Origin of the sequence: Acetilactobacillus jinshanensis (assembly GCF_004359375.1) — a bacterium.
Taxonomy (GTDB): Bacteria; Bacillota; Bacilli; order Lactobacillales; family Lactobacillaceae; genus Acetilactobacillus; species Acetilactobacillus jinshanensis.
In genome coordinates, this window is the sequence record NZ_CP034726.1 from 188,523 (window position 1) to 211,490 (window position 22,968).

At 40.6% G+C, this 22,968-nt stretch carries 22 protein-coding genes, 1 tRNA gene and 2 riboswitches; of the genes, 10 read left to right on the forward strand and 13 right to left on the reverse strand.

Annotated elements, in window-relative coordinates; all coding sequences use genetic code 11:
- The first annotated feature begins 5 nt into the window (after positions 1–5).
- Together ELX58_RS00930 and ELX58_RS00935 are read left to right on the forward strand one after the other, a co-directional pair.
- A complete protein-coding gene (locus tag ELX58_RS00930) occupies positions 6–1,955 on the forward strand; it encodes a S9 family peptidase (RefSeq protein WP_133441309.1) in 1,950 nt (649 codons plus the stop codon).
- 160 nt (positions 1,956–2,115) lie between these two features.
- Complete coding sequence (locus tag ELX58_RS00935) at positions 2,116–3,186, forward strand: lactonase family protein (protein WP_133441310.1); 1,071 nt, start codon at positions 2,116–2,118, stop codon at positions 3,184–3,186.
- Between the two features lie 89 nt (positions 3,187–3,275).
- Here ELX58_RS00935 and ELX58_RS00940 read toward each other — a convergent pair whose 3' ends face one another.
- Both ELX58_RS00940 and ELX58_RS00945 read right to left on the reverse strand, forming a co-directional pair.
- Positions 3,276–3,731 carry a hypothetical protein gene (locus ELX58_RS00940; RefSeq protein ID WP_133441311.1) on the reverse strand — a complete coding sequence of 152 codons (456 nt, stop codon included), beginning with the start codon at positions 3,729–3,731 and terminating at the stop codon, positions 3,276–3,278.
- 147 nt (positions 3,732–3,878) lie between these two features.
- On the reverse strand, positions 3,879–6,245 hold the full coding sequence (locus tag ELX58_RS00945; RefSeq protein WP_236747684.1) for an ATP-dependent DNA helicase: 2,367 nt from the start codon (positions 6,243–6,245) through the stop codon (positions 3,879–3,881).
- A 132-nt stretch (positions 6,246–6,377) separates the two neighbouring features.
- On the opposite strand from ELX58_RS00945, the gene ELX58_RS00950 reads away from it, so the two are divergent.
- Entirely contained in the window at positions 6,378–7,217 is an 840-nt protein-coding gene (locus ELX58_RS00950; RefSeq protein WP_133441312.1) for a DegV family protein, read from the forward strand.
- Here ELX58_RS00950 and ELX58_RS00955 read toward each other — a convergent pair whose 3' ends face one another.
- The 4 genes from ELX58_RS00955 to ELX58_RS00970 all read right to left on the reverse strand — a co-directional run bounded on the left by ELX58_RS00955 (position 7,218) and on the right by ELX58_RS00970 (position 10,468).
- Positions 7,218–7,916: an aquaporin gene (locus ELX58_RS00955; RefSeq protein ID WP_133441313.1), complete on the reverse strand. Its 699-nt coding sequence runs from the start codon at positions 7,914–7,916 to the stop codon at positions 7,218–7,220.
- 91 nt (positions 7,917–8,007) lie between these two features.
- Complete coding sequence (locus tag ELX58_RS00960) at positions 8,008–8,349, reverse strand: hypothetical protein (RefSeq protein ID WP_133441314.1); 342 nt, start codon at positions 8,347–8,349, stop codon at positions 8,008–8,010.
- A 71-nt stretch (positions 8,350–8,420) separates the two neighbouring features.
- Entirely contained in the window at positions 8,421–8,780 is a 360-nt protein-coding gene (locus ELX58_RS00965; protein ID WP_133441315.1) for a hypothetical protein, read from the reverse strand.
- A gap of 344 nt (positions 8,781–9,124) precedes the next feature.
- A complete protein-coding gene (locus ELX58_RS00970; protein ID WP_133441316.1) occupies positions 9,125–10,468 on the reverse strand; it encodes a nucleobase:cation symporter-2 family protein in 1,344 nt (447 codons plus the stop codon).
- A 67-nt stretch (positions 10,469–10,535) separates the two neighbouring features.
- Positions 10,536–10,634: riboswitch (purine riboswitch) on the reverse strand.
- A 126-nt stretch (positions 10,635–10,760) separates the two neighbouring features.
- Between ELX58_RS00970 and ELX58_RS00975 the strand changes: the two genes are divergently transcribed.
- On the forward strand, positions 10,761–11,927 hold the full coding sequence (locus ELX58_RS00975) for a hypothetical protein (RefSeq protein WP_133441317.1): 1,167 nt from the start codon (positions 10,761–10,763) through the stop codon (positions 11,925–11,927).
- Between the two features lie 79 nt (positions 11,928–12,006).
- Here the strand turns inward: ELX58_RS00975 and ELX58_RS00980 are convergent, their stop codons facing one another.
- The 4 genes from ELX58_RS00980 to ELX58_RS00995 all read right to left on the reverse strand — a co-directional run bounded on the left by ELX58_RS00980 (position 12,007) and on the right by ELX58_RS00995 (position 14,859).
- Positions 12,007–12,195: an LBP_cg2779 family protein gene (locus tag ELX58_RS00980; protein ID WP_133441318.1), complete on the reverse strand. Its 189-nt coding sequence runs from the start codon at positions 12,193–12,195 to the stop codon at positions 12,007–12,009.
- A 67-nt stretch (positions 12,196–12,262) separates the two neighbouring features.
- Positions 12,263–12,904: an energy-coupling factor transporter transmembrane component T family protein gene (locus ELX58_RS00985; protein WP_133441319.1), complete on the reverse strand. Its 642-nt coding sequence runs from the start codon at positions 12,902–12,904 to the stop codon at positions 12,263–12,265.
- A complete protein-coding gene (locus ELX58_RS00990; protein ID WP_133441320.1) occupies positions 12,901–14,280 on the reverse strand; it encodes an ATP-binding cassette domain-containing protein in 1,380 nt (459 codons plus the stop codon). The genes ELX58_RS00985 and ELX58_RS00990 overlap by 4 nt, the downstream gene beginning before the upstream one ends.
- A gap of 15 nt (positions 14,281–14,295) precedes the next feature.
- Positions 14,296–14,859 carry an ECF transporter S component gene (locus ELX58_RS00995; protein WP_236747685.1) on the reverse strand — a complete coding sequence of 188 codons (564 nt, stop codon included), beginning with the start codon at positions 14,857–14,859 and terminating at the stop codon, positions 14,296–14,298.
- Between the two features lie 76 nt (positions 14,860–14,935).
- A riboswitch (TPP riboswitch) is annotated at positions 14,936–15,026 on the reverse strand.
- Between the two features lie 138 nt (positions 15,027–15,164).
- On the opposite strand from ELX58_RS00995, the gene ELX58_RS01000 reads away from it, so the two are divergent.
- From ELX58_RS01000 to ELX58_RS01010, 3 genes are all read left to right on the forward strand, one after another.
- On the forward strand, positions 15,165–16,193 hold the full coding sequence (locus ELX58_RS01000; protein WP_162614581.1) for a D-alanyl-D-alanine carboxypeptidase family protein: 1,029 nt from the start codon (positions 15,165–15,167) through the stop codon (positions 16,191–16,193).
- 91 nt (positions 16,194–16,284) lie between these two features.
- Complete coding sequence (locus tag ELX58_RS01005; protein WP_133441322.1) at positions 16,285–17,091, forward strand: HAD hydrolase family protein; 807 nt, start codon at positions 16,285–16,287, stop codon at positions 17,089–17,091.
- Between the two features lie 20 nt (positions 17,092–17,111).
- Positions 17,112–17,840, forward strand: a complete 729-nt coding sequence (locus ELX58_RS01010; protein ID WP_133441323.1) for an LVIS_2131 family protein — start codon at positions 17,112–17,114, stop codon at positions 17,838–17,840.
- Positions 17,841–17,924: 84 nt separating this feature from the next.
- Here ELX58_RS01010 and ELX58_RS01015 read toward each other — a convergent pair whose 3' ends face one another.
- Positions 17,925–19,778 carry an FAD/NAD(P)-binding protein gene (locus tag ELX58_RS01015; RefSeq protein ID WP_133441324.1) on the reverse strand — a complete coding sequence of 618 codons (1,854 nt, stop codon included), beginning with the start codon at positions 19,776–19,778 and terminating at the stop codon, positions 17,925–17,927.
- 122 nt (positions 19,779–19,900) lie between these two features.
- On the opposite strand from ELX58_RS01015, the gene ELX58_RS01020 reads away from it, so the two are divergent.
- Both ELX58_RS01020 and ELX58_RS01025 read left to right on the forward strand, forming a co-directional pair.
- Positions 19,901–20,233: a hypothetical protein gene (locus ELX58_RS01020; RefSeq protein WP_133441325.1), complete on the forward strand. Its 333-nt coding sequence runs from the start codon at positions 19,901–19,903 to the stop codon at positions 20,231–20,233.
- Between the two features lie 49 nt (positions 20,234–20,282).
- Positions 20,283–20,354, forward strand: a tRNA-Arg gene (locus tag ELX58_RS01025).
- A 137-nt stretch (positions 20,355–20,491) separates the two neighbouring features.
- On the opposite strand, the gene ELX58_RS01030 is transcribed toward ELX58_RS01025, so the two are convergent.
- Positions 20,492–20,920 carry a hypothetical protein gene (locus ELX58_RS01030; RefSeq protein WP_133441326.1) on the reverse strand — a complete coding sequence of 143 codons (429 nt, stop codon included), beginning with the start codon at positions 20,918–20,920 and terminating at the stop codon, positions 20,492–20,494.
- An 18-nt stretch (positions 20,921–20,938) separates the two neighbouring features.
- Here ELX58_RS01030 and ELX58_RS01035 point away from each other — a divergent pair, with 18 nt between their 5' ends.
- Positions 20,939–21,163 (forward strand): hypothetical protein, encoded by a 225-nt coding sequence (locus tag ELX58_RS01035; protein ID WP_133441327.1) that lies wholly within the window; start codon positions 20,939–20,941, stop codon positions 21,161–21,163.
- A gap of 42 nt (positions 21,164–21,205) precedes the next feature.
- Here the strand turns inward: ELX58_RS01035 and ELX58_RS01040 are convergent, their stop codons facing one another.
- Entirely contained in the window at positions 21,206–22,879 is a 1,674-nt protein-coding gene (locus ELX58_RS01040; RefSeq protein ID WP_133441328.1) for a glycosyltransferase family 2 protein, read from the reverse strand.
- Between the last annotated feature and the right edge of the window lie 89 nt (positions 22,880–22,968).

The following is a 22,968-nucleotide window of genomic DNA, read 5'->3' on the forward strand; positions in this document are numbered from 1 at the left end:
GTTATATGAAAGGCGTTAGTGCATCGGATTTATATCAGTTAAAGTCGGTTACTCAGCCGGTCAGTGCTGATGGTCGCTACTTCTTTGTTGAAAATGCGATGGATCAAAAGGATAATCGATATCTAGCTAGCATTGCCAGCATCGATCATCAGGGTAACTATCAGATTTGGGCTGACGGTGGAATCAATACTAATCCGCAGGTTAGTTCTAGTTACCTGTACTATGTTCATCAGACTAAACAAGGTAACCAGTTAATGCGGATGTCGTTATCAGGTGGTCAGGCTGAACCGATTCAAGTTAACGGCTCCGTTAGTCAGCTTCATTTAGCTGGAGACCAGCTTTACTTTAAGGTTACTCAAAATTATGAAACACCAAAATATCCAACTAGTCAGTTTCCACAGGTCCGAACGGTCACGAAATTAGTCAACAAAGCTGATGGCTACGGCTGGTTACCGAATGACGCTCGTTATGAAATGTGTGTCTACTCCGAAAAGAGTTATCAGGTTACGGTCTTGATGAACAGCCAGGCCGACTTTAATCTTCAATCAATTAGTCCTGATCATCAGACGGTATTGTATCTTCAGCAGACTAATCACAAGATGACTGATATTAATCGAGCTCGAGGCGCGTTTGCGTATAACGTGAACACTCATCAGGCCAAGTTGATTAATCACGATGTACCAAAAGGTGTCTTTCATACTGCTCAATATTCTCCGGATGGTCACTGGATTGCGTTAATTGGGAATGATGATAGTTACCCAAGCGTAACGGTGAATAATTTCTGGCTCTATGACGTTGAAAATGACCAGCTCAGTAATTTAACTAAAGATCATGATGACGTAGACGTTGGCTACGCTGGTGGCTTGAGTACTGATTTTGCCCAGCAGCGAAGCAATGTCGAAATGCACTGGTTAGATAACGGTGATTATCTATTTCATGCCTATCATCACGGTCGTAGCCAGTTATATCTAGGTCACGGTAAACAGATTAAATTAGTTAGTGATCGTCGTCGCGAGGTCTATGACTTTAACATTATCGATGCCCGTCACGTAATTCTAAGTTCATCGAAACAGTCACAGCCGTGTGAATTACGGGTTATGAGCTTAGATTACGATGACGAAAAAACGGTTTATAACCCGAACTGGCAGTATGAACAGGATCATCATTATGCTAAAGCAGTTCCATTCCATTGCCAATCCGCAGATAAAAAAGCCACGATTTACGGCTGGGTAATGCCATCGTTGAAGCACCAGGCTAAGAGCCCAGTTGTTTTATACGTTCACGGTGGCCCACATGATGCCTATGGTGACAGTTTCTTCCAGGAATTCCAGGCGATCGCTGAACACGGTTACTCATTAGTATACGTTAACCCACGTGGTTCAACGACCTATGGCCAGAAGTTTGAAACGGCAGTGATTGGTAAGTTTGGAACGGTTGATTATCAGGACGTAATTACCGGCTTGGACGCCGCTTTGAAGCAGTTTAAACATCTTGACGGTAAGCATGTCTACATTGCTGGTGGTTCTTACGGTGGCTTCATGTCATTGTGGGCCATTGGTCACACCAATCGTTTTACCGCTGCAATTGCTCAACGGCCGTTAGCTGACTGGCGTTTACAATATGGTGTCAGTGATATCGGAATTCGCTTCTGTGATGATGAATTAGGGAAAGATCTCTATAAAGATCATGCTGATGAATTATACAAGAAGGAATCACCGATTACTTATGCGATGAACGTTAAGACACCGCTATTAATCCAGCATGGTGAATATGACATGCGATGTCCTGACAGTTTGAGTGAAGAGTACTTCACCGCCGTTAAACAGACTGGAACTGAAGTCCGTTACTTACGTTATCCGCAGGGGTTCCATGGTGTTTCTCGTCATGGATTACCGAACTTACGGATCCAGCGAATGCGCGACATTATGAGTTGGCTGGACAGCCATTTAAATTAATTAATCGAAGATAAATTAGATTTATATAATTTATAAAGTATTATAGGCAAGGCATTTCTGATCAAATGCCTTGCCTTTTTACCATTAATAAAAGCGCTTTCTTTCTTAACGTGATCGGTGGTAGAATTTAAATGTAATCTTATGAGAAGGGATGTTAGATATGATCGAAAAATTCCTGATTGGAACTTACACGCTGCAGACTAGTCACGGCGTTTATGATTTAGAATTAGATGACAACAAGAAACGTTTACAGAACTTACGCTTCGTTGCCGGTAGCGGTAACCCAACGTACTTAGCCATTTCTAAAGCTAACCGAATCTATGCGATCGATAAAGTATGGCCAAAGAACTTAGGTGAAGGTAACGATCACATGCGTGGCGGCTTACAGGTCTTGGACAATAATTCTCGTCCGGCCATCGTAACCGACACCAAATTAGATCCAGGTGTTTCACCTTGTTATGTCACCGTTGATGAAAAACAGCAGTTAGTCTTCACCGCTAACTACCACACTGGTGCAATCATTATTTACAAGATTATGCCCAAGGGTAAGTTACAGGAAACTGATCGCGTCGTCGACAAAGGTCACCAGGGCCCGCGTCCTGAACAAAAAGACGGTGCTCATCCGCACTTTGCTGACTTAACTCCAGATGGCCGTTTAGTCGTCGTTGACTTAGGTCAGGACCGCATCTACTTATACAACTTAAGTGATGAAGGTAAATTAAGCCCCGTAAGTAAGTTCCAGTTCAAGCCTGGTTTTGGTCCGCGTCACATTGTCTTCGATCCAAAGAAGGGCGTTGCTTATGTATCTGCTGAATTGAGTAGTAACGTTGCCGTTATGAATTACGACGCCAAAGTCGGTAAGTTTTCATTGAAGCAGGTTATTTCGACCATTCCTGACACTTGGACGAAACATAATGGTGCGGCTGCCATTCGCATGTCCAAAGATGGCAAGTTCATTTACGTATCTAACCGTGGCTTTAACAGTATTGCTGTCTTCCAGTCCGATGCTGAAGGCAAGTTAAAGTTAATTCAGGAAATCTCCACTGAAGGTGACTTCCCACGTGACTTCAACTTCAACCATGATCAGAGTATGGTAATCGCATTGAACCAGAACACTAATAACGCTACTTTATACGAACGTAACGCTTCAACTGGTAAATTAAAGATGATCCAGAAGGACTTCAAAGTTCCTGAAGGTGTCTGCGTTTGCCCAGAAAAGATTATTAAGTAAATAATTGAAACTGATTATAAATAAAAAGCTTGGTTAAAAATTAATTTAGCCAAGCTTTTTTGTCTATAATTCAATAAAAATTTTCGAGATTACTTATCAGTCATCTTAAAACTACGCTTAATTTCACCAACATCGGCATCTAAGCATTTACCATCCTGGTTGACGTTAACGGTATTTTCAACCCAGGTCTTAGGATCATGATCGTAATGTTCAGCGATCATGACTAAATCATCGATAACTTGGTGTAATTGAGAGTTAGGATAAACGGCAATCCGTTTTAAGTTATTAACAACGTCGTTTAAACTCTGTTGAACACTGCTGATGCTGAAGGCACCGCTACCGATACCATATTTCTTAGCTAAAGAATAGACATCGTCAAAGTGATCAGCTAAGTATGCTTCAGAATCCTTAGGCTGAGCCTTTTTAACGGCATCCTTGCCTTCTTTAGCAAAGTCCATGTAAACAGTTGCTAAATCTTGAGTAGTGTCGATCGTCTGTTTTAATAACTTCTGTGCATTGTCGTCTAAATCCTTAAATTCTTTCATTAAGTTTCGTCCCTTCAACTGATTTTATTACATTTAAATCGTTTTATTCACCGTTAATTATTTTACCATAAATTAACGCCCATAATCCTTATTGATTGGGCTTGTCGATAATTGATCATAATATTTACGTTATCCACAGGTGGATAACTAGTGATTTTGCCAGAAGTTATTCACTGCTTGCTTGAATTGAGATAAATTATACACAGACTGAGGGCGCCAAAAGGCTGGTAAGAACCGTCGATACTGGGTCCAACTAAAGCGTTGATCAATCAACGCCACGATCCCAACGTCACTAGCACTTCTAATTAAACGTCCGGCAGCTTGCATAACTTTATTTAATCCTGGTAATTGGTAGGCGTACTCAAAGCCGTGACCCTCCGTGTCGAAATAATCACGAACTAAATTAGTTTCATCGTTAATTTTCGGTAAGCCAACGGTGACGACTGCAACCCCGATTAAGGCGTTACCCTTAAGATCGATGCCTTCTGAAAAGTTACTGCCTAAGATGGCAAATCCGACTAAGGTCTGTGAACAATTGGTCCTGAATTTGTGGATAAAGTCCCTTTGGTCGTCGATCGACATGTCATTGGTCTGAATTAATGTCTTAACCTGTGGATAACGATGCTTAAAGTCGTCCGCAACCGAGTTTAAATAGTCATAAGATGGGAAAAACACTAAATAATGACCTGGTTTTCCACAGATTAAGGTGTAAATGGTATCAATAATTGTAGATTGATTAGCCTGACGCTGTCGATAAGTTGTCCGAATGTAATTAGTTATCAATACCTTTTGGTTCTGGGGTGGAAAAGCTGAGGGCAATTGATAATCTAGACTATCTTTTTCATTGCCTAGAACCCGTTGATAGTACTTCATTGGGGTTAGAGTTGCTGAGAATAGTACGGCACCACGACCTAGACTAAGTGAGTGGGCTAGATGTTGACTTGGATCAATACAGAATTCACGGAAAATAACCTGATGGCCCTTATCGTGGATCATGAGGGTTCGATAGGTCTCGTCATACAAATCACCAATCGTTAAGTAGGTATTACAGTCAAAGTAGAATTGAATCACAGCGTTGACCAAATCATCACGATGTTGCTGGCGTGGTAACCATTTGTGGATAGCGTGAGCCGTTTCCGCCACGGCTTGATTAAAACCTTTTAATGGCTTTTTAAGACTCAGACTATATTGATGTGATTCATCTAACGATAGACTTTCGTCTTCAAAGGTTCGCATTAGTTTCAGTAATTTAGGCCGGATATCGTAGCAACGTGATTTGTGATGTTTAGTCAGCGTTAACAGATCTTTTAACTTCGCACTAGAAAGATCTGCTGAGTACATGTCACGGGAACGGCTAACTAGATTGTGTGCTTCGTCGATCAGAAAGAAGTTGCCGTCATCATGGGCTGAGAAGAACCTTTGTAAATAGACTTCGATGTTGAATAGATAGTTATAGTCACAGATTACCACGTCACAGAAAACACTGGCGTCCAGTGAAAATTCAAATGGATCTAGAGTATATTTTTTGGCGTAGTGGATAACCGTTGCTTTGGTGATTTGGTTGTTATGTTTTAATAAATCTTTTAGTGCTGGCTTTAAGCGGTCGTAATAGCCCAACATATACGGATTTTCGTCAGGGTCTTTATCAATCTCCTGTGGAAAAGTAATCTCTTCTTTGGCGGTAATGGTAATACTTTTTATCCACAGGCCATGCTTTGCCAAAAAACTCATGGTTTCTTCAGCAACGTGGCGGGTGCTCTTTTTAGCCGTTAGATAAAAGATGCGGTTGAGCAGGTGTTCACCCATTGCTTTAACGCTGGGGAAAATAGTGGAAATCGTTTTACCAGTCCCGGTTGGTGCTTCACAGAAGAGATGCTTGTGGAAAAGAATCGTTTTATATACCGCAGCCGCCATTTCATGTTGACCGGTTCGATAATGTTTAAATGGGAACCGTAATTTCTTGGCGGTTCGGTTTCGTTTATCCACAATTTCATCTCGGAGTTCAATCCATTGTTGATAAATATTGAGCACATGGGTATAAAATTCGTGAGCTTGAACGTTGGTGAATTGCTGGATCTTTTCGGTAATTTGGTTATCGGGTGTCTTAACGTAAGTTAACCGTAATTTGACCTGCTTGATCTCAGAATGTTTGTTCATCAAGAGATGAGCGTACATTTTAACCTGGCCCCAATATAGGATCAGAATACTTTTCGGGAGCTGATCGAAATCAACGTCGCAGGTCTTGATTTCTTCGATCAGGGGATGCTTGCGCATGATAATCCCATCAGCACGACCATGAATGAGAAAGTGACGGTGGTTAATCTGAACAGGTTGCGATAGATAGACTTCTGGTTTGTAGGTCTTACCACGTCGGCGCTGGATTCGACGATGAATCCGACTCCCGTTTGCAGCGGTATTTTGGCTGTGGATAAGTGCACCTAAATCACCACTGCGTAGAGTGAATTCAATTAATTTGCGGACTCCAAGATCTTTGGCTTTTGCGATACTGGACACCTCTTTAGTATGAGTTAATTCTATAGTAATTTTGGGTAAAAGAAAAAGTGCGAATTGAATTATTATTATAAGTTAATTAACATTCCGGTGTATAATTGTACTATCAATAAAACGAAGAAAGGCCGTATATTCATGATCAAGATCGTTACCGATGTTTCCGCTTTGATTCCAAAAGCGAAAGCAAAGAAATATAACATTACGATTGTTCCCTTAACCGTTACGATCGGGGATAAGACCTATCAAGATCCAATCAGTATTAATGGAAAACAGTTAATCGACTTTATGAATACCCATAAAAAGCCGTTTCCAAAAACTAGTCAGCCGTCAGTTGGCTTGTTCTTAGACGCTTATAATAAATTGACGGCCGATGGCAATCAGGTTCTCTCAATTCAGATGACTAAGTTATTGAGTGGAACCGTTGATGCCGCCCGTGAAGCAGCCCGTTTATGCAAGGGTAAAGTTACGGTGATTGATTCTCAGTACATTGATCAGAGTATGGGCCACATGGTCTTAGTTGCCGCTAAGATGGCTCAATCTGGTAAGTACACCATGGATCAGATCCTTGATAAGTTAAACAAAGTTCGAGATAAAAGTGAATTATATATTGGTGCTAGTACGTTAGATAACCTGGTTAAGGGTGGCCGAATCAGTCGAGCCACCGGCTTCTTAACCCATTTATTAAATTTACACGTTGTCTTTACGTTAAGCGATAAGGACTTGCATTTAGATATTAAAGGCCGGGGCAAGAAGACCTTCTATCGTTGGTTCAAGCGCTTTATTAAGCATATTAAAGGTACTGATTTATCATTTATCGGCATTAGTTATACTGGCAGTACCGTCTTTCCAAAGTTCTGTGCAGATCACTTACATGAGATGTATCCTGATTTACCGATCAGTTTTCTTTATACATCCGCAATCGTTTCTAACCATACCGGTAATAATGCCTTTGCCGTCATGATCTGTAAGAAATAACTAAATCAATAGTTTAATGATCATAACTAATCCGCAACCAACAATCGGGCCCATCAATGGGACAATAGCGTAATTCCATTGGGCATAATCATGACTGATTAGAAAAGAAAAATACTCCCTAGGTACTAAATCTCTGGTTGGATTAAAGGCCGCTCCGGTAATGGGTGCGACGATTGTAATTAATATAAACATCACGATTGATGACCAGGTTACGTTAACCCACCAGGGTAAGTTAGCTAACGGTAATAATTGGGCGTTGATGGTGATTAATGCCGTTCCACCAGCTTCCCAAAAGAAGTTGTACCAGTTGTGGTTAAAACGCCTGGGGACCGTTGCGAAGAAGTTTAGGTTTAACGGTAGTGTAATCAGCCAGTGTTTCCAGATCCGATGAACGGTGGCGCTTGCTAACCAGGTCGCTAAGATTTGAACCATAATTTCACCAATCACGACTGACCACGTAATTTGCTGGTTGAGGCCCTGTGCAATCGAAAAGAGCGGATTGAAATTCGCGGTATTCCAAATTCCGGTCCCAATCATGGATGCAATCCAAATACTAATGCCCCAATAAAAGCCGGTTAAATAACGACTTTGGCCGTTGGGGTACAAAAAGTAGTTGATAATGACACTGATCCCAAGACCAAGCGTCATCATGATGTATGTCCCGACGAATTCTCCAGTAACGGCAGGCGTATTGATCATGCTTTCTAATAAGATAAATTCGTAATAGATACTAAAAAGAGACAATTCTTAATTCAAGAATTGTCTCTTTTAATTTATTTCGTTGATTAATTTAAGCTAACTTCCACTTATTAAGGTCCTTAGCGTGTGAACCTAAGTAAGCAATTGCCTGATGAATAATAAAGTTAACCTTGGGTTCAGCGGCCTTACCGTCTAATTCGTACATGTCACTGACGTAACCCTGGGCGATTTCAACAAACTTATGGATACGGCCGAAGCCTTGATCCTTAAATAATTTGTCTAGACCCTTAAGGTTACCTTTACAAGCCTTATAAATGGTTTGGGTTAAATCAGGTCTTGAGCCTAAGACTTGTTCACCATAGGTAACGATGAAGTTATCAATATCGATAATTGCTTTTTTGTCTTCTTTTTTTTCGTAACGTTTTTTAAACAATGTGTTCACCTCGTAGAAACGAACTAACTACTCTAATTTTAGCTGAAATCAGCTTTGATTAAAAGTGAAAATCAGTGGCGACTAGTTTGGTAGTTATGCCCATTATTGATTTTGATGTGACGAGCCTTGAATTTATGGTGATGATTATCGATCTTGAAGTGGCGCATCTTGCCCTGAAAAGCGTGTCCACTCATCCGGATAGTGATCCATTGTCGCATGATCTTATACATGCGTTGAGCCGATTTAATTCGGTCAGGGATACCTTCCTTTTTGGCAACGGGTAAGACGTTGTCGTGGATCTGAAACATCAGCTTTTCATGGTACTGCAACAACGGTTTAGTTAACGGTGCATTACGATACTTATTAAAAAGTTCTTCGATAAAACGCATCGCGTCTTTTGAATTCTTGGGTTGATAAAAGCGATTTTTCATAGGATTCATCTCTTTAGTCTAAATTAAAGACATACTTAATAAATTTTGATATACTTTTGCTTGTCATCTCAAATATAAGGAGGTGGCAATAATGACTTCATTTCTGCTGACGGTGCTGTCTGGCGTGGTGACCTACTTAATAACACACTGGATAAATCACCGCTTTTTTAAGCACCATAATAATTCATAGTGTGCTTTAGCGTGAGTAAATATTACTCACGCTTTTTTTTATGTACAAAAATAACTTGTTACCGACCTACTGGTAACAAGTTATTTTAAATAATGACTTCATTTCTGTCTTCAATTTAAATAATACTTTATAAGTAATTATTCGTCAATAATTATTAATCTTTAATAGTTACTTTCTTCTTATTCAGTTTTTCAGGAATGTAGTTCAGCATTAAGTTCAATACCACAGCAACGATACTGGTAACGACGATTCCGTTATCCAAGATAATCTGTAATGACTGTGGTAAGAACTGGAAGAACTGTGGATAGGTGGTAACACCTAAGCCTAAACCGATTGATACGGCAACGATCAAGAGATCGTTATTATCCTTACTAAAGTCAACCTTCTGGAGGACCCGGATTCCTTGAACCCCAATGACACCGAACATTGGTACCATGGCACCACCCAGGACACATTTTGGAATGATTAGGAATAGTGCCGCAATCTTAGGCAAGAAGCCTAATACCAGTAAGAAACCAGCCGCATAGTAAATTGGTCGACGGGTCTTAATTCCGGATAACTGAACAACACCCACGTTTTCGGAGAACGTTGAGTATGGGAAGGTATTAAAAATCCCACCAAGGATGGCGGCTAGACCTTCGGAACGGTAACCTCGGCCTAAGTCTTTACTGTGAATCGGTCGACCGACGATATCACCTAGGGCGAAAAAGACTCCGGTGGATTCAATCATGGCCGTAATGGCAACCAAAATAATGGTTAACGAACTGGACCACTGAAAATGGGGCATCGCGATGAAGAACGGTCGCGGGATGCGAAACCAGTTGGCTTTAGCAATAGCACTAAGTGAAACCATTCCTTCAACCGCCGCAATTCCGGTCCCGGCAATCATCCCAATCAAAATCGAAATACACCGCAGAAAACCGTGCGCAAAAACGTTGATCAATACGATGATCATCATCGTAATGAAACCAATGATTAAATCTTTGGGACTACCAAATGATGCAGCATTAGAACTGCCACCGCCCCAATCTTGAACAGCGGTTGGGACGATTGAGAAACCAATGATGGTGATTAATGAACCGGTGACAACCGGCGGGAAAAATTTTCTGATTTTAGAGAATAATCCTGAAATCAGAAAGACAAATAGCCCGGCAACAATGATTGATCCATACATGACGCTAAGGCCAAAGCTTTTACCAATCGTTTCTAATGGTGTAATGTATTGAACACCACAACCGAGGACAACTGGGAGTCCAATCCCGGTAATAAAGGTTCGCTTTAACTGCAATAACGTAGCGACCCCACACATGAAGATATCGGTGGAGATCAATAACGTCATCTGACCAGCACTTAACCGTAAGAAAGTTCCGATGATTAATGCTGTGATGACATCACCGGAATACATCGTTAACAGATGCTGCAGGCCCAGAATCGCAGCTTGACCTTGCGGAACCTGTTTTAATCCTGCTTCATCATTAATTTGATGATGTTTAAACATAATAACAAAAAATCCTCCTGACAATTGTGATTGCTGAGGAGGTGAGAAAAGTAAAGGTGGCGTTGATGACAACGGCCTTAATGCTTATAGTCCGAACTTTACGGGTTCGGGTAGACACTAACCAACCTCATCTTGGTATTATATAGGCAATCACATTAAGTTAACTAAATTTTAACATTAGTTGAAAATTCTAACAATGACGATAAGTTAATTTTCGGTTACAATGGTACTCAGTACCTTAATCTTGTAAGTAATCGAGATATAATCCAGACATTAGAAAGGGCGATCGGCCGTGATTGAAAAAGATTTAGCCGTGGCCAAACGCCGAAAATCGTTAATTAACGTTTATCAGAAAACGTCCGAAGTCTTTTACACCGGATACGTCTACGTCTTAGGCAACGACGGGGTAGTAATCAGAACGTTTAATGAGTATGGGATGGCCGACGGGATGGTCTTCCTGAATTTTGGCGACATTTATCACGTCGAATTCTACAGTAATGATTTGACCGCGATGGGCGTTCGAATCCGGGTAGCACAATTAAACGGTCTACTCGAATATACTCGCCAGACGCCAATGAAATTACTCGAAAATCAGGATTTGACTAAACAGATCCTGGGCCGGTCGTTCGTTGAAGTTCAGGAAGTAATGCTTGAATTAACGGACCGCGCCCATTACATTGAAGGTTTCGTTGAAAAGATCGGTAAGAACCAGATTAGTTTTATGGCCATTAATAAGTTTCATTTTGAACGTCGTGAAAAGATGACGATTTCGTATGACAAAATCGAAGTTATCGAATTTCAGGGTAAAGAATTAACGTTACTCAGTAAGTCCAAATCATTGTTAATGGGTAAATCGATTCCGACGGTCAGTCAGTCTGCGCCAGAAGCAATTATGAAGGGCCTAAAGAAGTCCTATCAAGATCATCAGTTGATCGAAGTTGAATCGGTTCAGGATCAGAACTACTTCTACGTTGGCTGGGTCGTTGCCATTAATTCTAAGGACGTCATGATGAAGGTCATTGATATGTCCGGTCAGTTTGGTGGTTACGTCTTGATGCGACTAGATAGCCCTTGCTATCTCGCTCAACAGAGTGATTACTTACGGATCATTAATCACTTTGTCGAAGTTAACCGTAAGGCCAAGAACTTAGTCCAACCGGTTTTAAATGATGATCGAGTCTTTGATCCAACTGAAGATATGGCACCAGCATTATTACGGCAGGCGTTAGTAATGCACCGCTTGGTTCGAATCAGGACCAAAGGTGAAGCCCATAGTGAAATGGGTTATCCGAGTCAACTTCGTCAGGGCGTTTTATTATTCAGACCCGTTAACGAAAGTCAGACGGGCTTGTCGGTTGCCCACGAAATCAGTTTAAATGATTTACAGGAGATTGCCTTTGATTATTTAGGCACCTACTTGGTTAAAAAGCAACTCGATGTTCAAAGCTGGAAAAAATAATTAGTTAGAGTAAACAAAAAGAGCTTGATCTTTTTATGAGATCAAGCTCTTTTTTGAGTCTTAATTAAATAATTTCAAATTAGTTATTGTTAATGAAGAATTGTTCAATCATTGTCTTTTCTTCATTAGTTGGGAGCTTTTGCATGGACTTGATGCCATGTAAACGTTCGACACTTAAATGAAGGTTAAAGGCTAACTGGGTATCAGTCATGCCATTATGCTTTTTTTCGTAATCAATAATTTCTTTTGCAATCTTACTAAATGCCATATTGCAATCCTCCTGATGAAATCGATGTGTCTGAACATATTATAACTTAATTTATTAATAATGACCATTAGATAAAAATTAAGAGTTGAATAATTATGAAGAGTCCAATGGATTTAAACCAGTCACTAGGGTGAATTGGGTACTGATAATAATGCGTTCGGGGCGCATCTTCCACGAAGCCGTGCGACTTCATGGCGTTGGCTAATTGGTCGGCCCATTGAATTGAGGCCAAGATGGCTTTGAAATAAAGGGTCGGTGAGATCCAGGTTAGGTGAACGCCACGCATTTCAGCAGCGACCTTGATAACTTTGACCTGATAAACAATTTGCGGAATTAAGTTTAAAGCGCTTAAGATCCCGAACGCAAACTTGGCTGGTAAATGACAGTTTTCTTCTAACGCGTTGGTCATCTCGAGGGCTGTCGTATTAATTACTAAGTCAGCACCAATCAAAATATAAGCGTAGATACGGGTTGCTAGGATCACACCATAATTAAGTCCGGCACCATACATGATTTGCGTGATGGCTACTCCAACTGCCGGGATAACCGGTACCAACATTAAGTACAAGAGGACTTTCCAATGAATATGCCTGATGAACAGGTAGATTAAGCTCGCGATGATCAGACCGACGTTGAGGCTTAAGCTTGGCGTAAACGATAGTTCGATTCCGAGTAATAGGGATATGCCTAATTTCATAACGGCGTTCATTGAATAAGCCCCCTTAAGTATTTCAGGTGATGAGATGCTAAACGAATGTGATAGTCAAATAGATCAGCAACCGGTGCAATTTGATGACTGATCACGATTAAAGTCCGGTGTTTATTTTGCACTTCATTTTTTAGTAGCTGTTTAAAGAATTGAATCAAACGATGGTCAAGGCTCTGAAACGGCTCATCCATTAACATTATCGGTGTGTTACTAATTAAGATCTCGATTAGTTGCAAGGACTTTTGTTGACCACCACTTAACGAGTACACAACTTGATTAAGGTGATGGTCTAACCCTGTAAACTTAAGCATCTTTTTCAACAAACTTTTGCCATTGGTATGATCTCGCGTTGATAGATCTAATTCTTCTTTAACCGTAATTTCCAGGAATTGATTAATGGGTTCCTGAAATACTAAGTTGACGTCATGATAATACTTGCGGGGCTTTAATTTCGGAACGAGTTTCTTTTGGTAGGTGATTTGGCCGTGATATTTAATCAAGTTTAATAACGCCTTAAATAGCGTTGATTTGCCGGAACCGTTTGGGCCGGTAATCAACGTAGCGCGATGAGCAAATACCTTAAAATCATCAGTGGTAATTAATGGCTTTCGATAACCAACACTAAAGTCTTTAATCTGATAAATTGATTGATTATTATCATTCGGTAGTTGCCATTGATAATCGATTGTCTTTAACTCGTTCTGAAATTGGCTAAATTTAGCGGGCTGTAACTGACCATTCTTCATTATCAATAGCTGATCGGTGATTTTTTGATAACCCTGTAAATCATGGTCCACGATAATGATAATCTTACCAGCGTGCTTCAAATTAACCAGTTGATGCATGATTTTAGCTCGTGAAAAATGATCAACGTTCGTAAACGGCTCGTCTAACAAAATCACCTTTGAATTTAAAGCGGTAATGATTGCTAGGGCGACCCGCTGCTTTTCGCCACCGGAAAGGGTGTTTAACTTTCGGTTCTTGAAATCCGTTAAATTATTATTAGCTAGGGTAGCATTAACTTGCTGGGCAATTTGATTTGCCGGAACGGATTGATTTTCCAATGTAAAGATCAGTTCATGCTTGACCGTTCGCATCGCAAATTGCCGATTGGGATCCTGAAACATCATGGCAACGTAGTGGCTTAACTGCTGAGCAGGGATGTTCTTTAATAATTTGGATCCATAAAGTATTTGACCATGGCTGGCTTTTGACAGTAACCTTGCCAGCAGTTGTAAAAGCGTTGATTTTCCTGATCCAGAGGGACCGGTGATTAAGCTGATGGTCCCAGCTTTAAAGACCGCGCTAAGATTTCGTAAGGTTGGCGTATGGTGTGGATATTCAAATGTTAACTGATTAACTCGAAGTTGTTCCAAGATCTAACGAACTCCTTATTTGTGTAGTTGCATGACGTGACTCTTAGTCAATTTCCGGCTGATGGCTAACGGTAACCAACCACTGAAGATCATTAACGAGATGAAGCGGACGATCACGATGCCGATGTTCATCGGGATGGTTAATTTACCATAGCCCAAGTTGAACCAGTCATAGGCATAAGTGACGACCGTACCGGTAATGGCAGCCATGGTGACACCGAACCAGTCATAATGACGGTAACCGGTTAACGCAAAACCAGCTTCGGAACCGACACCCTGGATCAATCCGGCGATGATGTCGATGACGCCCCATTGACTGCCTAAAAACATTTCAACGATTGAAGCAATGACTTCACTTAATGTGGCGGCGCCTGGGACTTTGAAGAGACAAGCGGCTAACGGTCCGGCCAAAATATAAAGACCAACCAGGATTTCATTCGCAAAGGGCTTCATGCCGATCGGTGTCAATACATATACCAGCCCGTTGTAAATGAAGCTGGTGCCCCAGAAAATAACCCCACAAAAGATACTAATTAAAGTCAACATAATAATGTTGCGTAAGTTCCAACGATGAGTCAAAATTATCTTCCTTACTACAAAAAAGGTCTCCAGATATTATCTGGAGACCATAATTTCAAGTTCAATTCGATTGAAACTGTGATGATTGACATCATTCCTACGCTGGCGCTAACCAGATCAGGTTCAATGGGTCTATCTCAGCCATTACGGCACCCCAGATAACATTATATTGATTTCATAATTAATCGTAGCGGGTAATCATGGTGAATGCAAAAAATTAGGTAAAGCGCTTGCCGGCGGGATTGATAAGTGCTAACTTAGACTTTGATTTTCAAGGTATCGCATTATAAATGGAGGAAGTCAACATGAGGGAAAAGACTAGGTTTCGACTTAAGTTAGCGATTGGCGTGATAGTTATCTTAGCTGCTACCGGTAGTTACGGTGTGATTCAGCATCACCGGATGATGACCAGTAGTCGACCGATTACGACTCGTCAAATTAAAAAACGGGTTAACTATGTAAGTCACACTCCAAGTGGTCGAAAGGTTGGTCAGTTAGCGTTAATTAAGAATCCCCGAGCACCCAAGATGAAGTACGCCAAGAGTGTCGTTGCGATGGATGCTAAAACGGGTCAGATCCTGTATCAGCGGAATCCTAATCAACCTAGAAAAGTTGCGTCGGTTGCTAAACTGATGACGCTATATTTAGTTGAACAAAAGGCTAATCATGTCCACGGCTGGGACCAGCCTGTAAAGGCTGCTCAAAATAAACAGTTGCGTAAAATGAGCTATAACAAGAAAATCGGTGGCTTTAAATTTAAGAAGAGTCATCGTTACACCGTTCGCCAGTTATTCCAGGCGGCAATGATTCAGTCGTCTAATAATTCAGCGATTGCGTTAGGCGAATGGGTTGCCGGTAATAATCGAACCTTCGTTAAGATGATGAATGCTCAGGCTAAGGCTTGGCACATTAAGGCTCATTTCATCTCAGCTTCGGGATTAGAAAATGACGATTTGAAGCCGTACGGATTAAAAGTTGCTGGTAATTCACAGGCAGGTAACATGGTTTCTGCTAAAGCATTAGCGATCATTGCTCAGCACTTGTTAATTCAGCACCCTGGTGTGATTAAAACATCGCGAGTGGTATCCAAAAAAGTTGATGGTCAGACCCTTTATAACGTCAACGAATTACTACCAGGGAAAGCCTTTGCTAAAAAGAACTTACCGGTTGACGGTCTAAAGACCGGTTTCACTCCAGATGCTGGATTCTGCTTTGTCGGTACCGAACAACCTAAGCATAAGGATCGGGTTATCACCGTTGTTCTTCATGACGTTAAAGATATGACAGATACCCGTTCCTTGATGTACTTCGTCAATGCCAATCCCCGAGCATGATTTAGTCGTAATCCCAAAAATGCTATAATTTATGTATAATTAACTTTCGTTTGGCTTGAATACCAAGCTAAACGCTTTTCGGAGGCTTTTGATGATTAGATTGGTTGCTAGCCGTTTAGAAGGGATGCTGATGGATCAGCACGGAAGTGTTAACGTATCAGGATTGCAGAAACGGTTAAACGAAATGAAAAAACACGGGACTCGATTGGTTCTGATTACACCAAAATCATATCCTTATTTACTAGCTAAATTTCAGAATGTTCAAGGTCCGTTAGATTACATCGCCGAAAACGGTGCTGAAGTTGTGGTTGACGGGGTTAACGTTAAAGAAAACAAGCTTGACTCCACGACTTTAGGTGAGATCTTAAACTGGATGAGCGAAAAACCGGCTTTTGGTAAGACGACGTTAACGTTGTCAGGCCGTTTAAGCACCATTACCAACGCAATTCCTGGTAGCGATATCGATAAACATTTAAAGAAATTATACCCAACCACTCACTGGGTTTCAGATCTACTAATGGTCGCTAGTCAGATCTATCAGATCAGAGTTGACGTTCCGTTACCGAACGTTGCAGAATACGCCCGTCAGTTACGAAATCGTTTTAAGACTTCAATTCGTTTGATCAAGGGTGGTAAGAAGCATTTTTACATCCTAGCTCCAGAAGTTGACTTAGGTAACGCTCTTGAAACGATTCAGGATCATTTGAAGGTCCGGAATCGACAGACGGCCGCCTTCGGCTACGATGCTGCTGATTTTGACTACTTGAACGCGGCTAAGTATTCGTATACATTTCCGAATGCCGACGCTCAGGTCAGCGATATTGCCAAAACGTTATCTGGTCCGGCACGGGATGCAGTCGTGTTAAACGCAATTGATAAATTATTGAAACGACCTTAAAGGAAAGGGAATGAAGTAATATGTCGTCAGCATGGAATTGGCTAGGCATTTTTGTTTGGTTGGCCATAATTGCCTATTTTCTATTCATCATTCATAATTCGCATGCAAGAAAGAAACGCTTAATCAAGACGGCCATGAGTAACAAGAAACACAAGTTATCTTGGAACGTTTCGAAGAATAATTTCGAGATTACCTTGTTCGAAGTCTTGATTTTGGTTGTTCTGTTGATTGGGATGGGTAAAACGACCCGTCGTCATCACGTTTTACCAGCTAATTCACAGATCACGGTTCAATCAAGTCCAATTACCCAAAGCCAAACTAAGTTAAGTTTAAAGCACCCGAACCAGAAGATTCATAAGTACTACGTTATGATTGGTAAGACGAAGGCCCGGAACTTTAAGCAAAAGTATCACTTTGCAGCTAATGGTAAGAAAGTTGCCGCTAGCAGCAGTAATTCCATCTTGATCAGTAACCGTAACCAGTTGAAGCATGACGTTAACTTATCTCATGAAGCTCAGAAGTACTTGAGTAAGAAATCCGTTTGGAAGACTTTAGGTAAGGACAAACCGGAAGTCGTTCAGTTGAGCACCGTCTTCAAGAACAACGCTGGTAACGGAATTGGTTTACATGCCGGTCAGAAAAAGTTTTACTATAACTTCATTAAAGTACCTAAGAAGTACAAGCATGGCATCTACATCAACACCAAGAAGTTACAGAAAAAGCATAAACGGATGGTACCAAAAGGCTAAATCGTAAAAATATTAAGTAATAAAAAATCGCCAGATCAATTGATTTTGATCTGACGATTTTTTGTATCTTAGATAATTTTTAAATTACATTAATCGATATGATTTGAATTTCATACCCAACATTTGCCGAGCAATTCGGTTGGCCGCATGCAGTAAAGCATCATGGCCACTTGGATGGGGACTATTAGCCGTGTTGAAGTAAATACCTTCGGTAGTTAATCCCCAGATGTATAAGTTATGCTGGACCTTGTTCCTGTAGTTGACGACCTGATCTGTACCACGTTTAACGTTAGCTGCATTGATCTTGTACTTTTGACCGTTAGCTAACTTCATGGTTGGTCGACTTAAGGTGCCATCTTGAAGTAACGATTCAAGTAACGGATTAGCCGATAGGGTTAACCGTGGCTTCGGTAATTGAGCTTCAATTAAGGTGTTGGCTTTAAAGTATTCCTTTGGGTAAAATTCAGAAGCCGCAATGAAATGACCTTTAGCACCGATGACGTGCATCCGTGGTCCTAGGATCGTAATGATTCGAGCCCGCATTAATGCTCGTAATTGGTTCATGAAGACGACCGGCGCACCCATTGACAGGAACTTACTGATTGAATAGAAAATCGGTAAGAACCGAAGCACGTATTCACTATCGGTAAAACGGTTCTGGGCAATTAACTTTCTAATTGGGGTTCGGTCATCACGGACCACTTCTAGAGCTGAAGCTAACGAACTGGTGTTATTACCCAAGTTAGCATCATTAATGACACCGTTCATCCATTTGATAACGGCGTTTCGGTAATCCTTTAAGTTGGTAACTTTCAGACCAGCAACTGGGTTCAAGATCTTGCGCCAGTCAACCAGGTCCTGTTTCTTAAAATGATACTTTTTGACGACTTTATCAGGATCGTTGCTCTTTAAGAAAGCGTGCTTAAATTTATTAGCGTCGAGGTTATGGTAATTAGCTTTGATTAGATGGGTATAGTAAACCAGTTCCATATCCAAACGTAATAAATGAATGAAGACCTTGTAGCTTAAATGACGGTTGTTTAAATGAGCCTTAACGTGAGCTTCATCCAAGAAGTGCGTTGGTTCATGGTGGCCGTTGATTTTCTGGTTATTGGCCTTGGAATAGTACGGAACACCACGAATGGAACCGGCAATAATGCGCGGTTCATTGCCTGAAGCAATGTAATTAAGTCGGCCGTCATGATTGTGGAATTTACCACCACGGCCAACGGTCAGTAATGTCATGTAATCAACAAAGTTTAAACCCATCCCACGAATAATAACTTTCTGGCGGGGCTTAATCTTACTGAGATCTTTGTCTTCGGCATATCCTTCTCGATAATACGTGAGGTCATGTTTAAAGGCATAATCTTCTAGCGATTGCTGATCCCGAGTTAGCTTATTAGCCTGCTGACCTAAGTTCATAACAACTTTATCAGCATCACATTGAACATGGTTGCCGAGTTCTAATTCATAGCCATTATCAATCTTTTTAAGACCCTTAACGGAATGCTGAATGAATTGAATCGTTAAGCCTTTTGGTAAGTTAGTTGTGATCTCTTTATAGAACCACTGCAGATAAACTCCGAAGATACAGCGGGGCGTGTAATCGTTTGGTCCTAAATCTTTAGCGATGTTAATGAATGTATCTTTATGCAGATAATCTTCACTTTCGATGTACGGGATCGCCTGACCTTTAGCCCATTGATACAGGTTGGGCCCGGTAAAGCTTTGGGTATCGAACATCGTCATCTGCTGAGCGATGGTGTTCATGATCAATAGTTTAGGTTGGGTTGTTTTCCAGACTCGACCACCGATTGGATAGGGATCGAAAATCTGGATGCGGAGTTTCTTAACGGAGCTCTGGGAGAAATGATAGATCAGGTGGGATGCAATTAGCAGGCCACGGGGTCCGGCTCCAACGACAGCAACTTTCATATAATTCACCTTGGTTTTAGTAATCTGATGTTTATTTCAATTTTAGTATTAACTTAATTATAGGTGGTATCTCGATATAATTTAAAGGGGCTGTGGTATATTAGATTATGGAGGGGTTCAAGATGAGCAAGTTAGTACCTGAAAACATGGCGGAAGTTCGCATTAAATTAAACGATTTAAGACAGGCTGGTCAGCAAATTGATGCCGATGAATTTATTACGCACGTGGTATTGCACCTCTTTCAGATCTATCTCGATAACGCTGAAGAAGGTCATTATGATACCGCCGAGATGACTAATCCGGGCTTGATCACGGTCAATAACGTTAATAATGCTAAGGTCGCTCAGGTATCTGCAAAGGACAAGACCTTTGCTGAGAGTTTCAGGAAGAACGCCCTGTTTTTACGGATTAATCTAGAAGATCAAGCTGATCAAATTGCCATTCAAAATAGCTGACTTGCATTGAAATAAAAAGTTCGTTATTATTAAAGGTGTAGTGAGTTATGGACTCTTAGTGTAACGGATAGCACAAGAGATTTCGGTCCTCTTGATCTGGGTTCGATTCCCAGGGAGTCCACTCAGAGAACTACAAAAAAGCCGTTAGGATTTATTCCTGACGGCTTTTTATTTGCTTAATTTTGATGTGGATTTAAATTCGAAATTTTCCATTTATTCTTAAGATTATCAACCGTTTCACTGATTTGGTCATGAAGTTTAATCTTGAATAATAATTGTGACGCTCCAATCATTTTTTAACGTTAGATAAGCAATACTCGGGATTTCGGTAATTTGATTATTGTAGGCACGTCCCATCTTTATATCTTTAAAAAGGGCTTTTCGTGTGCACTGATTACCATCATAGGTTAAACGTAAGTAATTTGGCCCATACGTGGGCTTGAATTGCATTTTAGTTAAATAATATTTACGATGATTACCATATTTTGATTCGGGGAAGACAATTACTTTAGAGCTGGGATTAATAAACATATAATGCAGTCCATTACCACCCAATTTTTTATTATCTTCAGGACTTAGACGGATTTGAATATAGTGATATGTATGATTAGGACTGATTGATCTAATATATTGTAGCTGTTTTCGGGTATTTTGAATAACTTTGTAGCACCAATGAGCAGTCAACATAATAAAAAGCCATCCATTATGATTCCCAATAATCGTAAAAAGATTAGGTTGAAACCTAAGATCATAATGATGACTGGGGTTACTAACCAATGTCGTCGGGTTAATTTAACGAAAAATTGGCTAATTGACGGACTGGTGATCGGCGGTTCATTCTTAATGCTATTCGATAGCCATAAGAAAACGGCCGTTAATATAATTATCGTCGGGATGATGTACATGCTGGAGTACTCCTTGAATAACTAGAATACTCCTTATTTTATACCAAAATAATGTGAGACCGTTAAATTATTCATACCATTTTAAAACATGCTCAGGATGATATAACGCATAATAATTGTAATCACTAAGTATTTTTTGCTTCTTTTTATCAGATTTGCTTTGGTGATTGGCTTTCAAGCTCATGAGCCATCCTAAGCAGCCTGGTACGAATGATAATAGGATCCAAGATGAACGACTGATGACGATACACGTGATGATTGTAATCAGGCTAAAGGTAATGCTGCCAATGTTTTCCATAAAGGCTTGATGATAGGTGATTTTAGTATTACTTTTTGGTGTCACATTGAATTTAGCGGGAACACCCAGTAAGGCTAAAACGGTACATTTAACGGTTAAGTAGTAGAACGAACCGTACATAATCATTGATTCAAGTTCGTACTTCATAACATCCCAGAATGGCATCCCATCTTGAAATTCAAAGACACCATCGGTGATGCTTTGGCTAAAGTAGCAGAGTAAAGTTGGTAATAACATAATGGCATTGTAGCCCATTGGGACACGATCAAGTGGGAAGACGATACTACATAAAATCAATGACATGTACATCAATGCAAACGTTGGGACGTTCAGTGTAAACGACAACAGGTCTAATTTTTGCCGACGGGTTAATAATTTGGTCTTAAATAGACGTCGCACGTACCGATTAAAGAACTGGAAGTTAGCTGAACAAAATTTAGAACTACGGACCATTAACGCTTCCATATTGATTGGAAACTCTTCGTTACCGTAAATTTGGGTTGCAAACTTAATGTTCCAGCCCTTTAATAAGGCTTCACAGCTAGAGCACATATCTTCAGCAACCATCCACGGAAATTCGCCAAACGAGTCGAAGCATTTCCGACTGACCATGACACCATGACCAAGGCCAATGTCAACCGTATCACCAGGCTTAATGACTTGTGGATGTTTAGTTGGTGCTAAATAACCGTTTTCACTCGAGCGAACCGAATTTTGGACCGGCCAGAAACTATTTCCTGAATGGGCAAACATGTCCATGAAGGCATTATCATTACGGCCACTAATGTGATTACATTGTAGGATACCCAAATGATTGCCGTAGTAAAAGAATTTCAGACATTTCTCGACAAAATCGGGCTGTAACAATTCATCACTATCCAGGATGACGAAATAATCGTAGGTGTCCCGGCCTTCATGACAAAGATAATTATCTAAATTACCGGCTTTAGCGTGGTGATTGGGGACATCTCGGACCCATTCAACATCAGGATGAACTTTGCAGAATTGTCTAATGAGATTAATGAAATGCTGATCAGTACTATTATCTAAAATAACGGTTTTGACATTATCATACGTCTGATTCATGCATTCATTCAGAGCGTACGGGATGAAATCATTGTACGTTGTGTACAGAAGTTTAACGATCGGGTGCCAATCCGATGGCAAGGGCTTAGCTAGGATTTTGCGTTCATGCTTAGCTTCAGGATTCTTGATGTGCTGATACATAATGGGATACGTGAAATTCTGGACACTGAAAAATAGAAAGAGATTAGTAAACACCCCGAAGTTAACTCCTTCAAGAACGGCCATTACAGGTTTGCCCTGATCCCAGGTAACAATAATTCCATCACGAACGGTGTAGTAGCCAAATAAGAACATAAGGAGAGCCCAAGCGGTAAAGATCCATAAGTACAAGGTGGATTTCTTACTGTATGAGACCACAATGCCACTACCTTTCGATGAAGATTAATTCTGTAAGCCTTTAAGCGTATATAAGGTATAGTATAACAAGCATCATTACGGTTCAAGGA

What these genes read in the sequence shown, in the direction of transcription:
- ELX58_RS01020 (WP_133441325.1), top strand. Translation starts at nt 19,901, where the DNA reads ATGAGCAAGTTAGTACCTGAAAACATGGCGGAAGTTCGCATTAAATTA.
- ELX58_RS01030 (WP_133441326.1), bottom strand. Translation starts at nt 20,920, where the DNA reads ATGTTGACTGCTCATTGGTGCTACAAAGTTATTCAAAATACCCGAAAA.
- ELX58_RS00930 (WP_133441309.1), top strand. Translation starts at nt 6, where the DNA reads ATGAAAGGCGTTAGTGCATCGGATTTATATCAGTTAAAGTCGGTTACT.
- ELX58_RS00985 (WP_133441319.1), bottom strand. Translation starts at nt 12,904, where the DNA reads ATGAACGCCGTTATGAAATTAGGCATATCCCTATTACTCGGAATCGAA.
- ELX58_RS00950 (WP_133441312.1), top strand. Translation starts at nt 6,378, where the DNA reads ATGATCAAGATCGTTACCGATGTTTCCGCTTTGATTCCAAAAGCGAAA.
- ELX58_RS01005 (WP_133441322.1), top strand. Translation starts at nt 16,285, where the DNA reads ATGATTAGATTGGTTGCTAGCCGTTTAGAAGGGATGCTGATGGATCAG.
- ELX58_RS01015 (WP_133441324.1), bottom strand. Translation starts at nt 19,778, where the DNA reads ATGAAAGTTGCTGTCGTTGGAGCCGGACCCCGTGGCCTGCTAATTGCA.
- ELX58_RS00970 (WP_133441316.1), bottom strand. Translation starts at nt 10,468, where the DNA reads ATGTTTAAACATCATCAAATTAATGATGAAGCAGGATTAAAACAGGTT.
- ELX58_RS00965 (WP_133441315.1), bottom strand. Translation starts at nt 8,780, where the DNA reads ATGAAAAATCGCTTTTATCAACCCAAGAATTCAAAAGACGCGATGCGT.
- ELX58_RS00940 (WP_133441311.1), bottom strand. Translation starts at nt 3,731, where the DNA reads ATGAAAGAATTTAAGGATTTAGACGACAATGCACAGAAGTTATTAAAA.
- ELX58_RS01035 (WP_133441327.1), top strand. Translation starts at nt 20,939, where the DNA reads ATGATTCCCAATAATCGTAAAAAGATTAGGTTGAAACCTAAGATCATA.
- ELX58_RS00980 (WP_133441318.1), bottom strand. Translation starts at nt 12,195, where the DNA reads ATGGCATTTAGTAAGATTGCAAAAGAAATTATTGATTACGAAAAAAAG.
- ELX58_RS00955 (WP_133441313.1), bottom strand. Translation starts at nt 7,916, where the DNA reads ATGATCAATACGCCTGCCGTTACTGGAGAATTCGTCGGGACATACATC.
- ELX58_RS01000 (WP_162614581.1), top strand. Translation starts at nt 15,165, where the DNA reads ATGAGGGAAAAGACTAGGTTTCGACTTAAGTTAGCGATTGGCGTGATA.
- ELX58_RS01010 (WP_133441323.1), top strand. Translation starts at nt 17,112, where the DNA reads ATGTCGTCAGCATGGAATTGGCTAGGCATTTTTGTTTGGTTGGCCATA.
- ELX58_RS00935 (WP_133441310.1), top strand. Translation starts at nt 2,116, where the DNA reads ATGATCGAAAAATTCCTGATTGGAACTTACACGCTGCAGACTAGTCAC.